The organism is Mesorhizobium sp. M1A.F.Ca.ET.072.01.1.1 (assembly GCF_004023325.1).
Classification (GTDB): Bacteria; Pseudomonadota; Alphaproteobacteria; order Rhizobiales; family Rhizobiaceae; genus Mesorhizobium.
Genome location: NZ_RZSF01000023.1, coordinates 1 through 17,886 on the forward strand (window position 1 = coordinate 1; position 17,886 = coordinate 17,886).

Below are 17,886 nucleotides of genomic sequence, written 5' to 3' on the forward strand. Positions count from 1 at the left end.
CACCCACATGTCGCGGATCGCGGTAGCGATGCTGGGAACGGTTCCGATCGTCTCGACGCGAAACTCATGCGGCAGCCAGCGCTGGTCGAACAGGAGAAGAGCCTTTGAAAGTCGGCGAACGCCACTATCGTACAATTTGGCTCAGCAACGACAAACGCTCGGTCGAGATCATCGACCAGCGCGGCCAATGCGTTGACCTCGTCGATGCTGTGGATCTCACGCCGGTTCACGGCGATGTGGCGGCCGAAGCGCAGCGCCTTTGCTTCACATTTGGCGCGAAGGTCTGCGTCGGCAATGGTCTCGAAATCGGCATTGTGGGCGAGACCGAGGATACGCCGGTGCACCTCGATGCCGGCGAAGCCGAGCAGGTCGGTCCAGATGCCGGAGAGCATGTGGTCGAGCGCCTGTTCGGAACCGAGCAGGTCGCCCTGATCCTCGAACAGGCTCTTCTGGTAGAGGATGCCGGTGCGCTCGGTTCGCCACAAATGCGAAAACTCGGCGCGGAACACCGCCCAGCTCTCGGCCGTGACCTTAAGCAGGTAGGCGCGCATCGAATCCCGGCTACCTTTCTGCTCATGGCCCCGCTGCGAGAAGAAGGCCATCCAGAAATTGGCGAGCAGCATGCCGACGTCGAAGGCGATCGGGCCGTAGAAGGCGAATTCCGGATCGATCATCCGGGTCTCGGTATCGGTCACCATGATCGAACCGGAATGCAGGTCGCCATGCAGCAGTGTTTCGGCATTGGCGGCGAAGAGGTGCTTCAGCCGCTGCGCCTCGACCTTGAGGTCGCGGTCGGCGCGCAATTCGGCCACCAGGCGGTCGAGCTGCGGGCTGGTGTGCCGGTTCATCTCGGCGTCGAAATAGGGATCGGAGAACACCAGGTTCTCGGTGATGTCGCAGAGCTCGACATTGTCGGCGAACAGCGCGAGATCGGCCTTGCGCTCTTTTGTCGGCATTGAGAGGTCCGAGCCGCGGAACAGCGTGCGGGCCATGAACAGGCCGATGTCGCGCGCAATGTTCGGCAGCTCGCGGCCGTCGATCAGCGCGCGACGCAGGATGATGTAGGGCGGCGCCAGATACTCCATGACAATTAGCGCCTGGTCCTCGTCGAAATAATAGATCGCGGGCACCGAGCCTTGCGCTCGGCGCTGTTGCCTCGTCAGCGCGTGATACTCGAAGAAAGAGCGCTTCAAAGGCAGCGGCCAGCTGTCGCCGACCAGGCGCACATAGGGCAGCGCCTGCTTGACCACCGCCGCGCCCTGGTCGCCCTCGACGATGAAAACGAGGTTCAGATTGCCGTCGCCGACCTCGCGTACTTTCCAGTGGCCGGCGTCCTTGCCAATGCGCTCGGTAAGCGCTGTGGTCTCGCCGAGGCGCTTCGGCAGCGTCTCCACCGACAATGCTTCGAACTTCCCGGTCATCCTCTCCCTCCTGCGCGTGGTGTCCCACGATAACCGAGCCACGGCGGCCGGGCCAAGCTAGGGAGCGCTCTGGCAATTGTCAATCGTGTTGACAATTGCCGAGTGAGCCCATAGCGTCATGGATCAGGGAGGAACGAATGGGCGCAGATGCCGTGTTCCGTGTGGACGGCCTGAGGAAATCCTTCGGCCAGAACGAGGTGCTTGGCGGCATCGCGCTGGATCTCTATGCGGGCGAGGTCACCGTGCTGATGGGCGCCAACGGCGCCGGCAAATCCACCCTGGTCAAGATCGTCAGCGGCGTGTACGCGCGCGGCGGCGGCACGATGCGGCTCGCCGGCCAGGCCTTCGATCCCGGCTCGCCGGCAGAAGCGATCCGCGCCGGTGTCGTCACCGTTCATCAGAACATCAATGACGGCGTTGTCGCAGATCTCGACGTCGCCACCAACCTGACGCTCGACCGGCTGAGCGGCAAGGGCGCATCGCTGCTGTTCAAGCCCGCCAATGTCCGCGTCGAAGCCAGGGCCGTCGCCGACCGCATGGGGCTTACGCTCGATCTTAAGGCACGCGTCGCGGACCTCTCACTCGCCGATCGTCAGATGGTCGCGATTGCCCGCGCCATGGCGCACCAGCCGAAAGTGCTGATCCTCGACGAGCCGACCTCCTCGCTGTCGAGCGCCGAGGCCGACCGGCTGTTTGCGCTGATCGACAGGCTGCGCGGGCAGGGTGTCGCGATCCTCTATATCTCGCATCGCATGTCCGACATCAGGCGCTTGGCAGACCGCATCGTCTCGATGCGTGACGGCGTCGTCTCCGGCGTGTTCGACCGGAAGCCGCTCGACTATGAGGGCGCGGTCAATGCCATGCTCGGCCGCAAGATCCTGCTCGACCGGGTCATTGCCAGAAGCTCGGCGCGCGCGGTCTTCACCGCCCAAGGCCTGCAGCTGGCGCCCGGCGCCAGACCGATCTCGATGACGCTCGGCGCTGGGGAGGTGGTGGCGATCACCGGCCTGGTCGGCGTCGGCAAGACGGCGCTCGCCGAAACTTTGTTCGGCGTGCGCAGGCCGCTCGCCGGCACCATGCATATGGACGGTAAGCCCTACGCACCGGGATCCGCGTGCGAGGCGATCGCTGCCGGCGTCTTCCTCGTGGCCAAGGACCGCGCGATGAGCGGCATCGTCGACGGCTTCAACATCGAACGCAACATCAGCCTGCCGTTTCTCAAGCGCATGTCCGGCTTCGGTGTCATGAAGAAGCGGGCAGAGCGGGCTGCCGCACGCCGCCAGATCGACGAGCTCGGCATCGTCTGCCGCTCCGAGAAGGACGAGCTTTCCGCGCTTTCGGGCGGCAACCAGCAGAAGGTGATGGTGGCGCGCTGGATGTCGCAGGCCTCGCGCCTGTTCATCCTCGACGAGCCGTTCCAGGGCGTCGATATCTCGGCTCGGCGCGACATCGCAACCAAGCTCAGGGCGAGCGCCGACGGCCGCGCCACACTGCTCTTCGTCACCGAGATCGACGAGGCCCTGGAGACCGCCGACCGCATCCTGGTGATGTCGGAGCACGCGATCGTCGGCGAGCACAGGAACGATGACATCGATCTCGATCGGCTGCTGGCTGAGGTGGCCGGCGGGCCGCTCACCAGCGCGGCGTGAGATCGTATGGATGACGAGACTTGGAGTGCAGGCATGAGTTCCAGTTTGGCGGAGAGGGCAGCAGCGCGGGGGCGTTCGATAACATTGCGCGACTATGCGATCCGCTATGGTTTCATCATCCTGCTGGTCGGGCTGATCGCCTATTTCGCGATCGCCGCCGACGGCTTCGCCTCGCCGCAAAGCGCCGTCTTCATCTTCCAGTCGGTCGCCATCACCGGCGTGCTGGCACTCGGCGTCACCGCGACACTTGTCGTCGGCGGCTTCGATCTGTCGATCGGCTCGGTCGCCACCAGCGCCATGATGGCGGCTTCCTATGCCATGGTTGTGCTGGAGCAGAACGCCGTCGTCGCCGTCATCGCCTGCCTCGTGATCGGCGCGGTCGTCGGCCTCATCAATGGCTGGCTCATCGTCTACATGCGCGTGCCGGATCTGCTCGCGACGCTCGGCATGATGTTCCTGCTGCTCGGCCTGCAACGCATTCCGACCGAAGGCCGCTCGATCGCCACCGGCATGACGATGCCCGACGGCTCGGTCGCCAACGGCAAGTTCTCGGAAGCCTTCCTGGCGCTCGGCCGCCACCGCATCGACTTCTTCATTCCGAACCTGATCCCGGTCTCGGTGGTGGTGCTGGTCGTGCTCGCCGCGCTCATCTGGTTCTTCCTCGAATACACCCGCTTCGGCCGCATGATGTATGCCGTCGGCAGCAACGAACGCGCCGCCGAACTGGCCGGCGCGCCTGTCAAGGCATACAAGATCTGGGCCTATGTCATTTCGGGAGTTTTTGCCTCGATCGGCGGGATTTTGCTCGCTGCCCGGCTTGGACGCGGCGATATCGCCTCGGGTAATAATCTGCTGCTCGACGCAGTAGCGGCGGCGCTTATCGGCTACGCGGTGCTCGGCGCCGCCAAGCCCAACGCTTTCGGCACGGCCGTCGGCGCGGTGTTCGTCGGCGTCCTGCTGCAGGGCCTGACGATGATGAACGCCCCTTACTACACGCAGGATTTCGTCAAGGGCGCGGTTCTCGTCGTCGCCCTTGTCTTCACCTTCGCCCTTTCCGGCAGGGGCAAGAGATAGTTTCGACCGGGGCATTGAGAACAAAACGGAGGAAGACGAAGTGAGCATCACAAGAAGACTTTTGGGGAAGGCCGCACTCGGCCTCGCGGGCGCGGCGCTGCTCATGCAGGGCACAGCATTGGCGGCGGACCGTCCGGCGCCATTCGACAAGCCGGGCGTCAAGATCGCGCTGGTGCGCTATCTCTCCACCGGTGACTTCTTCCAGGCCTATCTCTCCGGCGTAGAGGCGCAGGCCAAGGCGCTCGGCGTCGATCTACGCGTGCTGGACAGCCGCCAGGACGCAGCGCTCCAGGCCGACATGGTCGACCAGGCGATCGCGCTCGGCGTGCAGGGCATCATCATCCAGCACGGCCTGACGGAATCGATGAAGGACGCCGCCCAGCGCGCCGTCGACGCCGGCATCAAGGTCGTCGCCTTCGACGTCAATGTCGAGAACCCGAAGATCCCGCAGATCGAGCAGTCCGACCGCGATCTCGCGCGCCTCGCGCTCGAACAGGCGGTCAAGGACAATGGCGACGCCTGGAAGGCCGGCTATGTCTATGTCGCCGGCATCGCCCCGCTCGACCGCCGCAACGAAACCTGGGTCGACGTGAAGAAGAAACATTCCGGCATCAGCGAGGTCGCCATGTTCGGCACGCTCGACAATCCGATCGCCAATTCCGTCGCCAACCAGGCGCGCTCGGTGCTGCAGGCGCATCCCGATATCAAGGTGATGTTCGCGCCTTACGACGAGTTCGCCAAGGGCGTGAAGATCGCCGTCGACGAGGCCGGCCTCAACAAGGGCATCAAGATCTACTCGGCCGACATCTCGACGTCCGACATCGCCGCGATGCGCGAGCCGGACAGCGCCTGGGCCGCCACCGCCGCCACCAACCCGGCAGTCGTCGGCCAGGTCTCGGTGCGCGCGCTGGCGCAGCTGCTCGCCGGCGAGGATCCCGGCCACAACGTCATCGTGCCGCCGACGCTGATCACCCAGAAGGAACTTATCGACAAGGACATCAAGAACATGGAAGACCTGTCGGCCAAGCTGCCGCAGTTCGCCCATGCCGATGTCGCCATGCCGGCCTGGATGCCGAACCCCAACGCGAAGTAGGCCACGCGCCTGAAGGCAGAAGAGCGGCTCCCGGGCCGCTCTTCTTATTGCCGGAGTCGCTCAGGTAGATCGGGCGGCACGCGCCAGCCCATGCGCCACCAGCCGGTCGATGACTTCCGGGTAGCTGATGCCGCTTGCCGCCATCGCCTTGGCGTACATGCTGATGTCGGTGAAGCCCGGGATGGTATTGAGCTCGTTGATCAGGAACGTCATGTCCGGTCTCACGAAGAAGTCGACGCGCGCCATCGCGTCGCAGCCTAGCGCGCGGAACGCCTTCGCCGCCGTCTCGCGGATCTCGCCTTCGATCGTCTCGGGCAATTCGGCGGGCACCTTAAGTGCTGCTCCATCCTTATCGATATATTTGGCGTCATAGCTGTAGAAGCCGTGGCTTTCGGCCGGCACGATCTCGCCGGGACGGGAGACGAAGAGGCCACCTTCCGTGTCCTCAAGCACGCTGCATTCGATCTCGCGGCCGCGGATGAATTCCTCCGCCAGCAGCTTGCCGTCGTGCCTGAAGCCTTCGGCGAGCGCCGCCTGATAGTCCGTTTCGTCGGAGACCTTGCTGACGCCGACGGAAGAGCCCTGGCGGGCCGGCTTGATGAAGACCGGGAGTCCGAGCGCCTGCTCGATCTCCGGGAAGCCAGGCGCGGCCGCGGGCAGGATGGTGATGGACCGTGCCGTGGGCAGGCCGGCCGCCTTCAGCAACCGCTTGGCGATATCCTTGTCGAGCGCCGTGGCCGAACCGAGAATGCCGCAGCCGGCAAGCGGCACGCGCGCCACCTCCGCCAGTCCTTGCGTGGCGCCGTCCTCGCCATGCAGACCGTGCAGGACGGGAAACAGAATATCGATCGCGGGCAACTCGTAAGGCGGCCCTACGGCCGGAACGGCCAGCATTCGTCCATGCCCGCCGGGCACCAGACAGACCTCCGCTCCGTTCGACGGTGTCGCCAGCGCGCCGTCCTCGAAGCGGCTGAGCAGCCATTGCCCTTCGCGGGTGACGAAGATCGGAACGGCATCATACTTCCCCGGCTCCAGCGCGCCCATGACATTGTTCGCCGAAAGCACCGACACGTCGTGCTCGGCGGACCGCCCGCCAAAGAGCACACCAATACGCAGTCTTTTTTCGGCCATCCACATCTCCACAATGCTCGAGGATCAGAAACCGACGGCGATGCCGCGCCGGGCGAAAAAGCGGTCGAAACTGGCGAGCGGCAGCGTGACGTCCGCCTGGCTCTGCCTGTCGTGTCCGGAAGGGTTGTGGAAGCGGATTTCGCCTGGCGAGGCGGCCGTCACCAGCACCAGATGCCCGCCTTTCGACGGCGGCTCGCGCTCGGGCCAGCGGATGCCTGGGTGAACCGAGGCGATGAAATAGCGCCACTTGCAAAGAAGACCGGGCACCGTGCCCGCATCGACATTCGTCACCGTCTCGGCGAACAGGCCGAAACGTTCGCGCACGAACCGGACGAAGGGCTCGTAGATCAGTCCCTTGATCGTACCCTCTCCTTCATTGACGACATAGCCGCCATAGGCCGTACAGGCGCGGGCGAGCTCAAGCGTCGGATGAATTTCGCCGCGCGCGGCAAGGATCATCTTCAGGCAGGCCATGCCGCAGGCATTCACGGCCCAGCGTGCATAATCCTCAATCGTCTCGGCGCCGGAATTGCGCCACATCGGGTCGCGGTGCAGAGCCGATGGTCCCTCCGCCAACAGCGGCAAAGTCATGCCGGGCGATTCCCACTGGCTGAAATAAGGCACTTCCCTGGATTGCATAGCGGCTCCAGCCTTGTGTCCCGCAAGCGAGGCGCAAGGCACCCCTTAAAGCTGTTCGAGCAATAAGCAAAAGATTTGCGCGGATTTTGACCGGTTGGAGCAGTTTTCCAGCAGACGTGAAATGGGCTTCAGTCCTGACCTGGGTCGCGACACGGAGAGAGCGGCCCGTCGTTCTGGGAAAGCGACGGGCCGCTCAGAGAGATCTCCTGTTTCTTCAGCGCAGCGCCGCGGCGATATTGCCGCCGTCCACCGTCGTCACGTCGGCGGTGGTGCGTTCGGCCAGCGCCTGATGCAGGAAGGCCTGCGCCACGTCGTCGGCCGTCACTTCCTGGCCGAGCAGATTGCCGGACATGTATTCCTTTTCCGAGACACCGCGCGCGCCCGAGCGGCTGGCAATCATGGCGTCGGTCAAAAGCCCGGACCGGATGCGGTCGGCGTTGACCGCGTTCGAGCGGATGCCGTAGGCGCCGTAGTCCAGGGCATACTGGCGCGACAGGAACAGCGTCGCCGCCTTGGGCAGGCCGTAGGCGCCGAATTTCGGCCCGGGATTGATGGCCTGCTTGGAGGTGTTGAACAGAAGCACGCCGCCCGTGCCCTGTTCGAGCATGATGCGCACCGCGTTCTGCGCCGCCGACTGGTGGGCGAAGAAGTTGAGCTCGAAGCTCTTGCGCAGCAGCGCGTCGTCGATTTCGCCGATCCGGCCTTCCCAGGCCGCGCCTGCATTCGAGACCAGGATGTCGACGCCGCCGTAGACCGCGACCGCCTTGTCGAAGGCGGCGCGCACCTCGGCCGGGCTGGTGATGTCGGCGCCGACCCCGATCGAATTGTTACCCGCCGCCTTTGCCGCTTCCGCGGCCTTGGCCGGATCCAGATCGACGATGACCGCATGCGCACCGTTTGCGGCGAACAGCTTCGCCGTCGCGGCGCCGATCGCCCCGGCGCCGCCGGTGATCAACGCCACCTGGCCGGTCAGCGGCTTCGGCTTGTTCGAGGCGAGCTTGGCCTGCTCCAGCGACCAGTATTCGAGCGGGAAGAGGTCGGCCTTGGAGAGCGGCTGGAAATTGCCGATGGCTTCCGCGCCGCGCACCGCCTCGATCCACATCTCGCCGACATCGGAGGCGATTTTCGCGTCCTTCAGCGTGCGGCCGTGGCCGAACATGCCGAGACCCGGCACCAGCGTCAGCCGCGGCATCGGGTCGAGCATGGTGCGCTTGACGTCATCCAGCGCGTCGTTGGTCTCGAAATAGGCGCGGTAGTCCTTGGCGAAAGCCTCGACATGGCTACGGACGGCGACCTTGTAGTCGCCGAGCTTGTCGGCGTCGGGAGCCGGGACCGCCATCGGCCCGGTCTTGATGCGGATCGAAAGATCGGGCGTCGACACGCCGCGTCCGGCCAGCTCGGCGATCCTGGCCGAATTGATGAAATCGACGATCGCATCCGAGGTCCGGAAATCGCTGATCATGCGGTCGAAGCGGCCTTCGCCGCGCGCCACTGCGACAGCGCCGCGCAGCGTCGGCGCGATGTCGCTCGCCTTGGCGAGCTTAGCCGGCAGCGCCGCCTTGGTCGCCTGCGGCTTGCCGTTCTTGGCGATATAGTCCTCGGCGATGGTCACATAGTGGATCATGCGGTCATAGGCCTGCCTGGCATCGTCGCCGAAGGTGAAGATGCCGTGCTTGTCGAGGATCAGGCCTTCGACGCTGGGGTCGGCGTCAAAAACGTCCGCCGCGACCTTGGCGAGCTCGAAGCCCGGCTTGATGTAGGGCACGTAGCCCATTTTGTCGCCGAACACCGTCTTCACCAGCGCCTTGCTGTTCTCCTGGTCGACGATGGCAAGGATCGCGGTCGAATGCGTATGGTCGACGAATTTAAGCGGCAGAAAGGCGTGCAGGAGTGTCTCGACCGATGGATTCGGCGAGGCGGGGTCGATGAGATTGGAACGCTGCAGCGCCACCATGTCCTCGTCGGAGAGCGTGTCCAGCGCGCGCGCCTTGAGCAGCGCGCCCATCTTCACCGCCGGCAAGCCTTGCGGCTCGATGACGGCCATGTCCCAGCCGCTGCCCTTGACGCAAAGCACGTCCCATTCGTCACCGACCAGATCGGTGGCCCTGGTCTTGCAGGAGGTATTGCCGCCGCCATGCAGCACCAGCCGCGGCTCGCCGCCGAGCAGGCGGGTCGTGTAGACGCGCAGCGCAAGGTCGCGGCGGACGCCCTTCCTCGCGTAGTCGGCAACCATCTTTTCCGCGTCGGCGTCGTTCCAAAGGTTCTTCATGTCGTTCCGTCCGATTCCGTATTTTGTCTGCTCATGAACAGGAAGCCGCGACGTCTTGATGACAGAAGCGGCGAGGGTGGTTCCTACGAGGCCTTCTTGCTGACCGCGCAGGCGTGATCGAGAAGGCGCCCCGCCATATGCGCGCCGACCACCAGATGCGTGCAGAGTCCGCCGCCGATTGCGGCCAGCAGCGGCTCGAACTTGCTGTCCTCCTGCACCACCATCAGCCGCTTCCCGATGGCGCGCAGCGAGGCGAGCTCGGCGGAAATGACCCGCCGGTTGTAGCTGCAGTCGAGCGCCTCGCCGCTTGCATCGATGATGTGTCCGGCGATGACGCCGGCCGCGCCTTCCTTGCGCAGCGCGGCCATTTCGGCCGGCGTCAGCGCGCCGCATTTGACCAGATGGCTGTCGGCGTCCACGGCGCCGACGGAATAGAGCGCGAGATCGCAGTCGCTGATGCCGGCAAGCTGGTCGCTGATCACCGGCTCGGCGCGCAGGCCCTCTGCCAATTCTTCCGTGGACAGCACCAGCGGCGCGTAAAAATTCAGACCCTTGGCGTTCAGCCGCCGCGCGATCTCCATCGTGCACTGATCGGGTCGATAGGAATAGGGCGCGCCGAGGTTGCCGCAGAGCTGCACCACGGTGACGTCCTGCAGATCGGCATAGGACATGATGTCGGCGATGGTGTAGACCGTGCGGCCCCAGGCGACGCCGATGCGGTCGCCCTTCTTCACCAGTTCCAGGAAGACGCTCGCCGCCAGGACGGCGATGTCGGTCGACGGGTCGGCGACATAGGCGTTTTCCGGCGCGATCCAGACGGCGTCGAGCTTGAAGGCGTCCTCCAGCCTGCGCGCCATGACATCGTCGGTGAAAAGCTGCGTCGAGGTCGAGATGTTGACGATGCCGGTCTCGCGCGCCTTGCGAAGATACATGGCGACCGATGCGCGCGAAATCTTGAGCTGGTTCGCCACTTCGTCCTGGCGAAGGCCATGCGCATAGTAAAGCCAGGCGGCCTTGTGGATGAGCTGTTCTGCCGGTCGGATCGCCATGCCGCCTCCTCGGCTGACATTAGTCACGGCTCTCGACAAAAGTCAAATCCAGCCGGCTGGGTTATTCGTCCTCCGGCGCCGGCATGTTCGGGGTGGCTGCCCTTCTACCGAGCACTCATGTCATAGCATTTCCCGGTCGTTCAGGGGGATGGCATGATCGCGGGCCTGCGGTTAGAAAGCTCGAAAAGACTTTTGGGGAGGATGGGATGGCCAATCCCTACGAACAGGATCTCGAACGGAACGCCGCCAACCACCAGCCGCTGACGCCGCTCACCTACCTTGAGCGGGCGGCCAAGACCTATCCCGACCATGTCGCCATTATCCACGGCAGCCAGCGCATCTCTTATCGCGATTTCTGGCGGCGGTCGCTGAAGCTCGCCTCGGCGCTGTCGAAGCACGGCATCGGCAAGGGGGATACGGTCACGGTGATGCTGTCGAACACGCCGCCGATGCTGGAGGCGCATTTCGGCGTGCCGATGGTGAAGGCGGTGCTGCATTCGCTGAACACCCGCCTCGATGCCGCCGTCATCGCCTTTCAGCTCGACCATGCCGACACCAAGGTGCTGATCGTCGACCGCGAGTTCTCGGGCGTGGTCAGGGAGGCGCTGGCATCGGCCAAGGCCAAGCCATTGGTCATCGACTATGACGACCCCGACTACGCCGCCGATGCGCCCTATCCGAAGGGCGAGCGGATCGGCTCGCTCGACTATGAGGACTTCGTCGCCGGCGGCGACGAGGCTTTTGCATGGTCGATGCCCGACGACGAATGGGACGCCATCTCGCTCAACTATACTTCCGGCACGACCGGCAATCCAAAGGGCGTCGTCTACCACCATCGCGGCGCCGCCCTGATGGCCTACACCAACACCATCCATGCGGGCATGGCCAAGCACGCCGTTTATCTTTGGACGCTGCCGATGTTCCACTGCAACGGCTGGTGCTTTCCCTGGACGCTCGCCGTGCAAGCCGGCACCCATGTCTGCCTCCGCTGGGTACGGGCAAAGCCGATCTATGACGCCATCGCCGACCATCGCGTTACCCATCTTTGCGGCGCGCCGATCGTCATGTCAGTGCTGATCAACGCGAAAGACGAGGACAAGCGCCAGTTCGCCCAGACCGTCACCTTCAACACGGCCGCCGCGCCGCCGCCCGAGGCGGTGCTTTCCGGCATGGCCGATGCCGGCTTCGCCGTCACCCATCTCTACGGCCTGACCGAGACCTATGGGCCGGCCGTCGTCAACGAATGGCACAATGAGTGGGACGAGCTGGAGAAAGGCCCGAGGACGGCGATGAAGGCGCGCCAGGGTGTGCGCTATGCCGCGCTGGAAGGGTTGACCGTGATCAACCCCGAGACGATGGCCGAGACGCCGGCCGACGGCGAGACCATCGGCGAGGTCATGTTCCGCGGCAACATCGTCATGAAGGGCTACCTGAAGAACCGCAAGGCCACCGACGAGGCTTTTGCCGGCGGCTGGTTCCACTCCGGCGATCTCGGTGTCATGCACCCGGACGGCTACATCCAGCTCAAGGACCGCTCCAAGGACATCATCATCTCGGGCGGCGAGAACATCTCGTCCATCGAGGTCGAGGACGCGCTCTACAAGCATCAGTCCGTCGCATCCTGCGGAGTGGTTGCCCGCGCAGATGAGAAATGGGGCGAGGTGCCTGTCGCCTATGTCGAGCTGAAGCCCGGCATGGTTGCGAGCGAGGCCGAGATCATCGAGCATTGCCGTGGGTTGCTCGCCCGCTTCAAAGTGCCGAAGGCGGTGGTGTTCGCCGAGATTCCGAAGACATCCACGGGGAAGATCCAGAAGTTCAGGTTGAGGGAAATGGCGAAGGGCCTCTGAGTTCGTCATCCTAGGGTGGAGCAGTCGCGAAGCGACGTCGCGGAAACCCTAGGATCCATTCCGTGACCATGCGGCCATGTCCCAGCGGTTGAGAATAGCTGGCAGGTGGACGTCAGATGTATATTGGCGTAACACATTGATACCGTTTCATTCTTTGACATAGGTCACGGAATGGATCCTCGGGTCTGCGCGCGTCGCTTCGCTCCTTGCTCCGCCCGTGGATGACGACGTCCACAGGCGTCAATGGCTAGTCGTCAGTGTGACCCACGCCCACCCTCGCATCTGTCACCATCTGTCACCATTTTGTACGCGTATATCGATTCCGCGTTGACTCCGGGCCACTTTGGATTTACGAGTGACGAAAATTGAAATTCGTCACTCGTAAATCGAAAGCACCATGTCAGAAGCCGCCAACATCGTGGCCGACCCCGCCAGACAGGAGAATGTGACGCGCATTCTCGACTGTGCCGAGCGCCTGTTCCGGCATTACGGCTACGGCAAAACCAACGTTGCCGACATTGCCCGCGAGCTCGGCATGTCGCCGGCCAACATCTACCGCTTCTTCGCCTCCAAGGTCGAAATCCACCAGGCCGTCTGCGGCCGCATGCTCGGCGCCAGCTACGCGATGGCCTACGAGATTTCGCGCCTGCCGATCAGCGCGGAGGAGCGGCTGCGCCGTTACGTTCACGCCCAGTACAAGATGACGCTGGAAGTCATGCTCGACGACCAGAAGGTGCATGAGATGGTGATCGTCGCGCTCGAGCGCGACTGGGGCGTCATCGACAAGCATGTCGACCGCATCCACGACCTGCTCGCCGACGTCATCCGCGACGGCATAGAGGCCGGCGAGTTCAGGAAGCAGGACCCGGTGATCGCCTCGCGCTGTTTCGGCGCCTCCACCGTCATCCTGTGCCATCCGCAGATGGTCGCCCAGTGCCTTGCCAAGACCAACCGGGCAATGCCGGACGACCTTATCGACTACGCAATCAGAGCCTTGAAATAGCCGCTGCCCCGCGGGTGCCGGTCGACGTTTATCTCCAGTTCGGGAGTGCTAAGGTGTCTTTGTCCAGTTCCATCCTCCGCAGGTTGCCGGCCGCCGGCCTCCCAGTCGTCGGCGTCGTTGTCGCGGCGCTCGGGCTTGCCGGCTGCAGCCAAGAGAAGAAAGCGGAAGCCCAGGAAGTCATCCGGCCGGTGAAGGTCGTCGAGATCGGCGAGGCCGAGACCACGCGCCAGCTCGACTATTCCGGTTCAGTGCGCGCCCGCACCGAGATGAATCTCGGCTTCCGCATCGCCGGCAAGGTCACCGAGCGTCTCGTCGACATCGGCCAGCATGTCAACGAGGGCGACGTGCTTGCCCGCGTCGACCCCTCCGACTACGAGCTGTCGGTGAAGAGCGCCGAGGCGAGCCTCGACGCCGCCGAGCGGCAGGTCGAGACCGTCGATCTCGCCAGGAAGCGCGCCGAGCAGCTCTATGCCAAGAACTTCGCGCCTAAGTCGCAGCTCGATCAGGCCGTTCTGAGCTATGATCAGGCCGTGGCGACGCGCGATGCCGCCCGTTCGACCCTGGCCCAGGCGCAGAACCAGGTCCATTACACCGATCTCAAAGCCGGCAAGGCCGGCATCGTCACCGCCATCTCGGCCGATATCGGTCAGGTGGTCGGCGCCGGCACGCCGGTCATGACGGTTGCCGTCGACGGCGAGAAGGAAGTGCTGATCGCGGTGCCGGAAATGGACATCGCCGGCTTCCGCCCGGGCAAGGAGGTCAAGGCGAGCTTCTGGTCCGACGAGGCGCTGACCCTTGACGGCAAGGTCCGCGAGGTGGCCGGCAGCGCCGATCCGCAGTCGCGCACCTTCGCGGTCCGGGTGTCGCTGCCCAACGATGCGCGGGTGCTGCTCGGCATGACCGCCAATGTCGCGGCGACCGTCGGCAGCAAGGCGCAGCTGGTGTCTATCCCGCTGACCGCGATGGCTGAGAAGGACGGCAAGCACATCGTCTGGACGGTCGACCGCGCGTCCGACACGGTGCATCCGCGCCCGATCAAGGTGGCGAACTTCACCGCCGACGGCGTTGCCGTTGCCGAAGGTTTGAAGCAGGGCGACGTGGTGGTGGCCGCCGGCACACAGTTCATGACCGACAATCTGAAAGTGAAGCCTTCCGGCGATGCCGCCCAGCAGTCCGCCTCGGCGGAGGATGACGTCGCCGCCACCAGCAGCCTGCGCTAACCAGGCGAAAGAACGCCTTTCCCGACCTCGCTGCCGTGAGCCGCGAGCCGGGCAGGGCATGGGTTCCGGGCGGCGAAATCGCCCGATCGACGAGACGCGGCATTGGTATCCCCCGCACCACGGCCGCGTCGAGCGCGATTGCGAGTCTCTCTCCGCTTGAGGTGCTCGCCGCCCGGAAGCCCACCGAGAACTCATGAGCCGCAAGGCATGCTGCCTTGCCGCCAATTGGACTGGACCTGCGCCATGACCACGGACAGCAGCACTGAAAAGCGTCCCTTCAACCTCTCGCGCTGGGCGATCGGGCATCCGAGCATCGCGCGCTTCCTGTTCGGCCTCATCATCCTGGCCGGCGCGCTCGGCCTGATGCGCATGGGCCAGAAGGAAGACCCGGACTTCACCTTCCGCGTCATGGTCGTGCAGGCAGTCTGGCCGGGCGCCTCGATCCAGGACATGGAAGACCAGGTCGTCAACAAGATCGAGCGCAAGCTGCAGGAGACGCCGCATCTCGACTTTGTCCGCTCCTACACCCGCGCCGGCAGCGCCATCATCACGCTCCAGGTAAAGGGCGACACCAACGCCGAGGAGGTGAAGGATGCCTTCTACCAGGTGCGCAAGAAGGTCGGCGATATCGCCAACGAACTGCCGCAGGGCCTGCTCGGCCCCTATTTCAACGACGAGTTCGGCGACACCTTCATCACGCTGCATTCGATCAGCGGCGACGGCTTCACCTATCCCGAGCTGAAGAAATTCGCCGTTCAGGCGCGCGACATGCTGCTGGCGACGCCGGGCGTCGAAAAGGCCGTCATCATTGGCGACCAGCCCGAGAAGATCTATATCGATGTGTCCTCCAAGGCGCTCGCCGAGCGCGGGCTGACGGTGCTTGACCTGCAGAATGCCGTGAAAGGGCAGAACGCCGTCGATCCGGCGGGCTCGGTCGATACCGGCCTGCGCTCGGTTCGCATCTCGGTCGAGGGCGACGTCACCAAGGCCGCCGATATCCGCGAGCTGAGGCTGCGCGCCGGCAATCAGGTGACGCGTCTTGGCGACATCGCCACGGTCTCTTCCGGCCTCGAGGACCCTTATGAGCGCAAGTACCGCTTCAACGGCCACGAAAGCGTCCAGGTCGGCGTCGTCATGGCCAAGGGCTTCAATGTCAGGGACGTCGGTAAGGATGTCGAGGCGACCTACAAGCGCTTCGAGGAAGGTCTGCCCTATGGCGTTGCGGTCGACCAGATCTCCGACCAGCCGGAGGTGGTCAAGGATGCCGTCAACGAATTCATGGAGGCGCTCGGCGAAGCGTTGCTGATCGTTCTCGTCGTCTCGTTCCTGTCGATCGGCTGGCGCTCCGGCCTGGTGATCGCGATCGCCATCCCGCTGGTTTTAGCCGCCACCTTCGCCATCATGTACGAGATCGGCATCGACCTGCAGCGCATCTCGCTCGGCGCGCTGATCATCGCGCTCGGTCTGCTGGTCGACGACGCCATGATCGTCGTCGAGATGATGGAGCGCAAGCTGGAGGAGGGGCTGGTCAAGATCGAGGCGGCGAGCTTCGCCTATTCCTCGACCGCCTTCCCGATGCTGACCGGCACGCTGATCACCACCGCCGGCTTCATCCCGGTCGGCTTCGCGGCCTCCACCGCGGGCGAATATGTGCGCACGCTGTTCTATGTCGTCGGCATCGCACTGGTCGTGTCGTGGTTCGTCGCGGTCTATTTCACGCCGTGGCTGGGCTACATGATCCTGAAGCAGCGCAAGCACGCCGGCACCCACCACGACGTTTTCGACACCGGCTTCTACCGGCGGCTGCGTGCTACGGTCACCTGGGCCGTGCGCCACCGCATCATCGTGCTGGCGATGACGCTGGTCACTTTCGGCACCAGCCTCTGGGCCTTCCAGTTTATCCCGCAGAACTTCTTCCCGCAGTCGTCACGTCCGGAAATCCTGGTCGATCTCTGGCTGCCGGAAGGTACCTCGATCAAGGAGGTCGAGAACCAAGCCAAGGCGCTCGAAGCGAAGATGATGGACGACCAGGACAAGCGCTTCATCGCCACCTATATCGGCGAGGGCGCCCCGCGCTTCTTCCTGCCGCTGGACCAGCAGCTTCGCAATCCGAACTTCGCCCAGCTTCTGGTGATGGCCAAGGATGAGCCGGCGCGCGAGCGGCTGATCGTCAAGATGCGAGGCATCCTCGCCAAGGACTTCCCGTCGATCCGCGCCAAGGTCGATCGTTTGTTCCTCGGGCCGCCGACCGGCTGGCCGGTGCAAATGCGCATCATGGGGCCGGATCGCCAGGAGGTGCGCCGCATCGCCGACGAGGTGAAGGCAAGGTTCGAAGCAAACCCGCTGCTCGGCGCCGTCCATGACGACTGGCTGGAGCCGGTGCCGGCGATGAAGATGGTGATCGACCAGGACCGAGCCCGGGCACTAGGCGTCACATCGCAGCGCATTCGCCAGATGCTGCAGGCAACCATGTCCGGTGCGCCGCTCGACGATTTCCGCGACGGCGAAGAGACGGTCTCGATCGTCGCCCGCGAGCCGGAGGCGACCCGTCATCTGCTGTCCTCGGTCGACTCCGTCTATATCCCGACCGACTTCGGTGGCTCCGTGCCGCTGTCCCAGGTGGCGAAGGTGGTGCCGGTGATGGAGCAGGGCATAGAGTGGCGGCGCGACCGTCTGCCGACCATCAGCGTGCGCGCCACGTTGCCGGATGGCGTGCAGTCGAACGACGTCGTCACCAAGATGTACAACGACATGAAGGACCTGCGCGCCGGCCTTGCGCCCGGCTACAAGATCGAGGTCCAGGGCGGCGCGGAGGACTCGGCCGAAAGCCAGGCCTCGATCGCCGCCAAGGCACCGATCATGCTGGCCGTCATCGTCATCTTGCTGATGGTCCAGCTGCAGCATTTCGGCAAGTCGATGCTGGTGCTGGCCACCGGCCCGCTGGGCATCATCGGCGCCGCGGCAGCCCTTCTGATCAGCGGCGCGCCGTTCGGCTTTGTCGCCATCCTCGGCGTCATCGCGCTGCTTGGCATCATCATGCGAAACTCGATCATTCTGGTCGACCAGATCGACCAAGACATCACCGCCGGCATGGATCGATCGGAAGCGATCGTCGGCGCTGCGGTGCGCCGCTTCCGCCCGATCATGCTGACGGCGCTGACCGCGGTGCTTGCGCTGATCCCGATCTCGCGCGCCGTCTTCTGGGGGCCTCTGGCCTACGCCATGATGGGCGGCATCCTCGTCGCCACCGTGCTCACCATCCTGGTGCTGCCGGCGGGCTATGCCCTGTTCTTCGGCCGCGAGCCCAAGACGGCCAAGACAGGCGAGCAGGCGCAGGAGCCGGAACAGGTCGAAGGCATCGAAAGACCGCAGCTGGCGCTGGCTGCGGAATAAGAAGGTGGCAACCTCGAATCATCCGCCATCGGCGAAAGCCCGTGGCGGATGATGCGCATCGAAAGAACGCCTCTCGGCGCCGCGGCGCGCTCGGCGAG

Annotated in this window: 11 protein-coding genes and 1 pseudogene; 7 read left to right on the top strand and 5 right to left on the bottom strand. The window is 64.5% G+C overall.

Features of this window, described 5'->3' with window-relative positions; translation table 11 throughout:
* Window positions 1-170 precede the first annotated feature (170 nt).
* Window positions 171-1,421 (bottom strand): annotated as a pseudogene (mtnK, locus tag EOA32_RS05730) (S-methyl-5-thioribose kinase); the annotation flags it as partial.
* A 137-nt stretch (window positions 1,422-1,558) separates the two neighbouring features.
* On the opposite strand from mtnK, the gene EOA32_RS05735 reads away from it, so the two are divergent.
* From EOA32_RS05735 to EOA32_RS05745, 3 genes are all read left to right on the top strand, one after another.
* Window positions 1,559-3,070 (top strand): sugar ABC transporter ATP-binding protein, encoded by a 1,512-nt coding sequence (locus EOA32_RS05735; RefSeq protein ID WP_066988976.1) that lies wholly within the window; start codon window positions 1,559-1,561, stop codon window positions 3,068-3,070.
* Window positions 3,071-3,148: 78 nt separating this feature from the next.
* A complete protein-coding gene (locus EOA32_RS05740; RefSeq protein WP_066989394.1) occupies window positions 3,149-4,144 on the top strand; it encodes an ABC transporter permease in 996 nt (331 codons plus the stop codon).
* Between the two features lie 40 nt (window positions 4,145-4,184).
* The gene (locus EOA32_RS05745; RefSeq protein ID WP_066988974.1) at window positions 4,185-5,237 is read left to right on the top strand and encodes a substrate-binding domain-containing protein; all 1,053 of its coding nucleotides are present in this window, start codon (window positions 4,185-4,187) and stop codon (window positions 5,235-5,237) included.
* 60 nt (window positions 5,238-5,297) lie between these two features.
* Here the strand turns inward: EOA32_RS05745 and EOA32_RS05750 are convergent, their stop codons facing one another.
* The 4 genes from EOA32_RS05750 to EOA32_RS05765 all read right to left on the bottom strand — a co-directional run bounded on the left by EOA32_RS05750 (window position 5,298) and on the right by EOA32_RS05765 (window position 10,325).
* Window positions 5,298-6,374 (bottom strand): D-alanine--D-alanine ligase family protein, encoded by a 1,077-nt coding sequence (locus EOA32_RS05750; protein WP_128371150.1) that lies wholly within the window; start codon window positions 6,372-6,374, stop codon window positions 5,298-5,300.
* An 18-nt stretch (window positions 6,375-6,392) separates the two neighbouring features.
* The gene (locus EOA32_RS05755) at window positions 6,393-7,007 is read right to left on the bottom strand and encodes a hypothetical protein (RefSeq protein WP_095776264.1); all 615 of its coding nucleotides are present in this window, start codon (window positions 7,005-7,007) and stop codon (window positions 6,393-6,395) included.
* A gap of 214 nt (window positions 7,008-7,221) precedes the next feature.
* Window positions 7,222-9,276: a bifunctional aldolase/short-chain dehydrogenase gene (locus EOA32_RS05760; protein ID WP_128371151.1), complete on the bottom strand. Its 2,055-nt coding sequence runs from the start codon at window positions 9,274-9,276 to the stop codon at window positions 7,222-7,224.
* An 83-nt stretch (window positions 9,277-9,359) separates the two neighbouring features.
* The gene (locus EOA32_RS05765) at window positions 9,360-10,325 is read right to left on the bottom strand and encodes a sugar-binding transcriptional regulator (protein ID WP_128371152.1); all 966 of its coding nucleotides are present in this window, start codon (window positions 10,323-10,325) and stop codon (window positions 9,360-9,362) included.
* 206 nt (window positions 10,326-10,531) lie between these two features.
* On the opposite strand from EOA32_RS05765, the gene EOA32_RS05770 reads away from it, so the two are divergent.
* The 4 genes from EOA32_RS05770 (at window position 10,532) to EOA32_RS05785 (ending at window position 17,788) form a co-directional block, all read left to right on the top strand.
* Window positions 10,532-12,172 carry an acyl-CoA synthetase gene (locus EOA32_RS05770; protein ID WP_128371153.1) on the top strand — a complete coding sequence of 547 codons (1,641 nt, stop codon included), beginning with the start codon at window positions 10,532-10,534 and terminating at the stop codon, window positions 12,170-12,172.
* A 397-nt stretch (window positions 12,173-12,569) separates the two neighbouring features.
* Window positions 12,570-13,175 carry a TetR family transcriptional regulator gene (locus EOA32_RS05775; protein ID WP_066988962.1) on the top strand — a complete coding sequence of 202 codons (606 nt, stop codon included), beginning with the start codon at window positions 12,570-12,572 and terminating at the stop codon, window positions 13,173-13,175.
* 53 nt (window positions 13,176-13,228) lie between these two features.
* Window positions 13,229-14,395, top strand: coding sequence for an efflux RND transporter periplasmic adaptor subunit (locus EOA32_RS05780; RefSeq protein ID WP_066988960.1), 1,167 nt, complete (start codon window positions 13,229-13,231; stop codon window positions 14,393-14,395).
* A gap of 243 nt (window positions 14,396-14,638) precedes the next feature.
* Window positions 14,639-17,788 (top strand): efflux RND transporter permease subunit, encoded by a 3,150-nt coding sequence (locus EOA32_RS05785; RefSeq protein ID WP_128371154.1) that lies wholly within the window; start codon window positions 14,639-14,641, stop codon window positions 17,786-17,788.
* The last annotated feature ends 98 nt before the right edge of the window (window positions 17,789-17,886 follow it).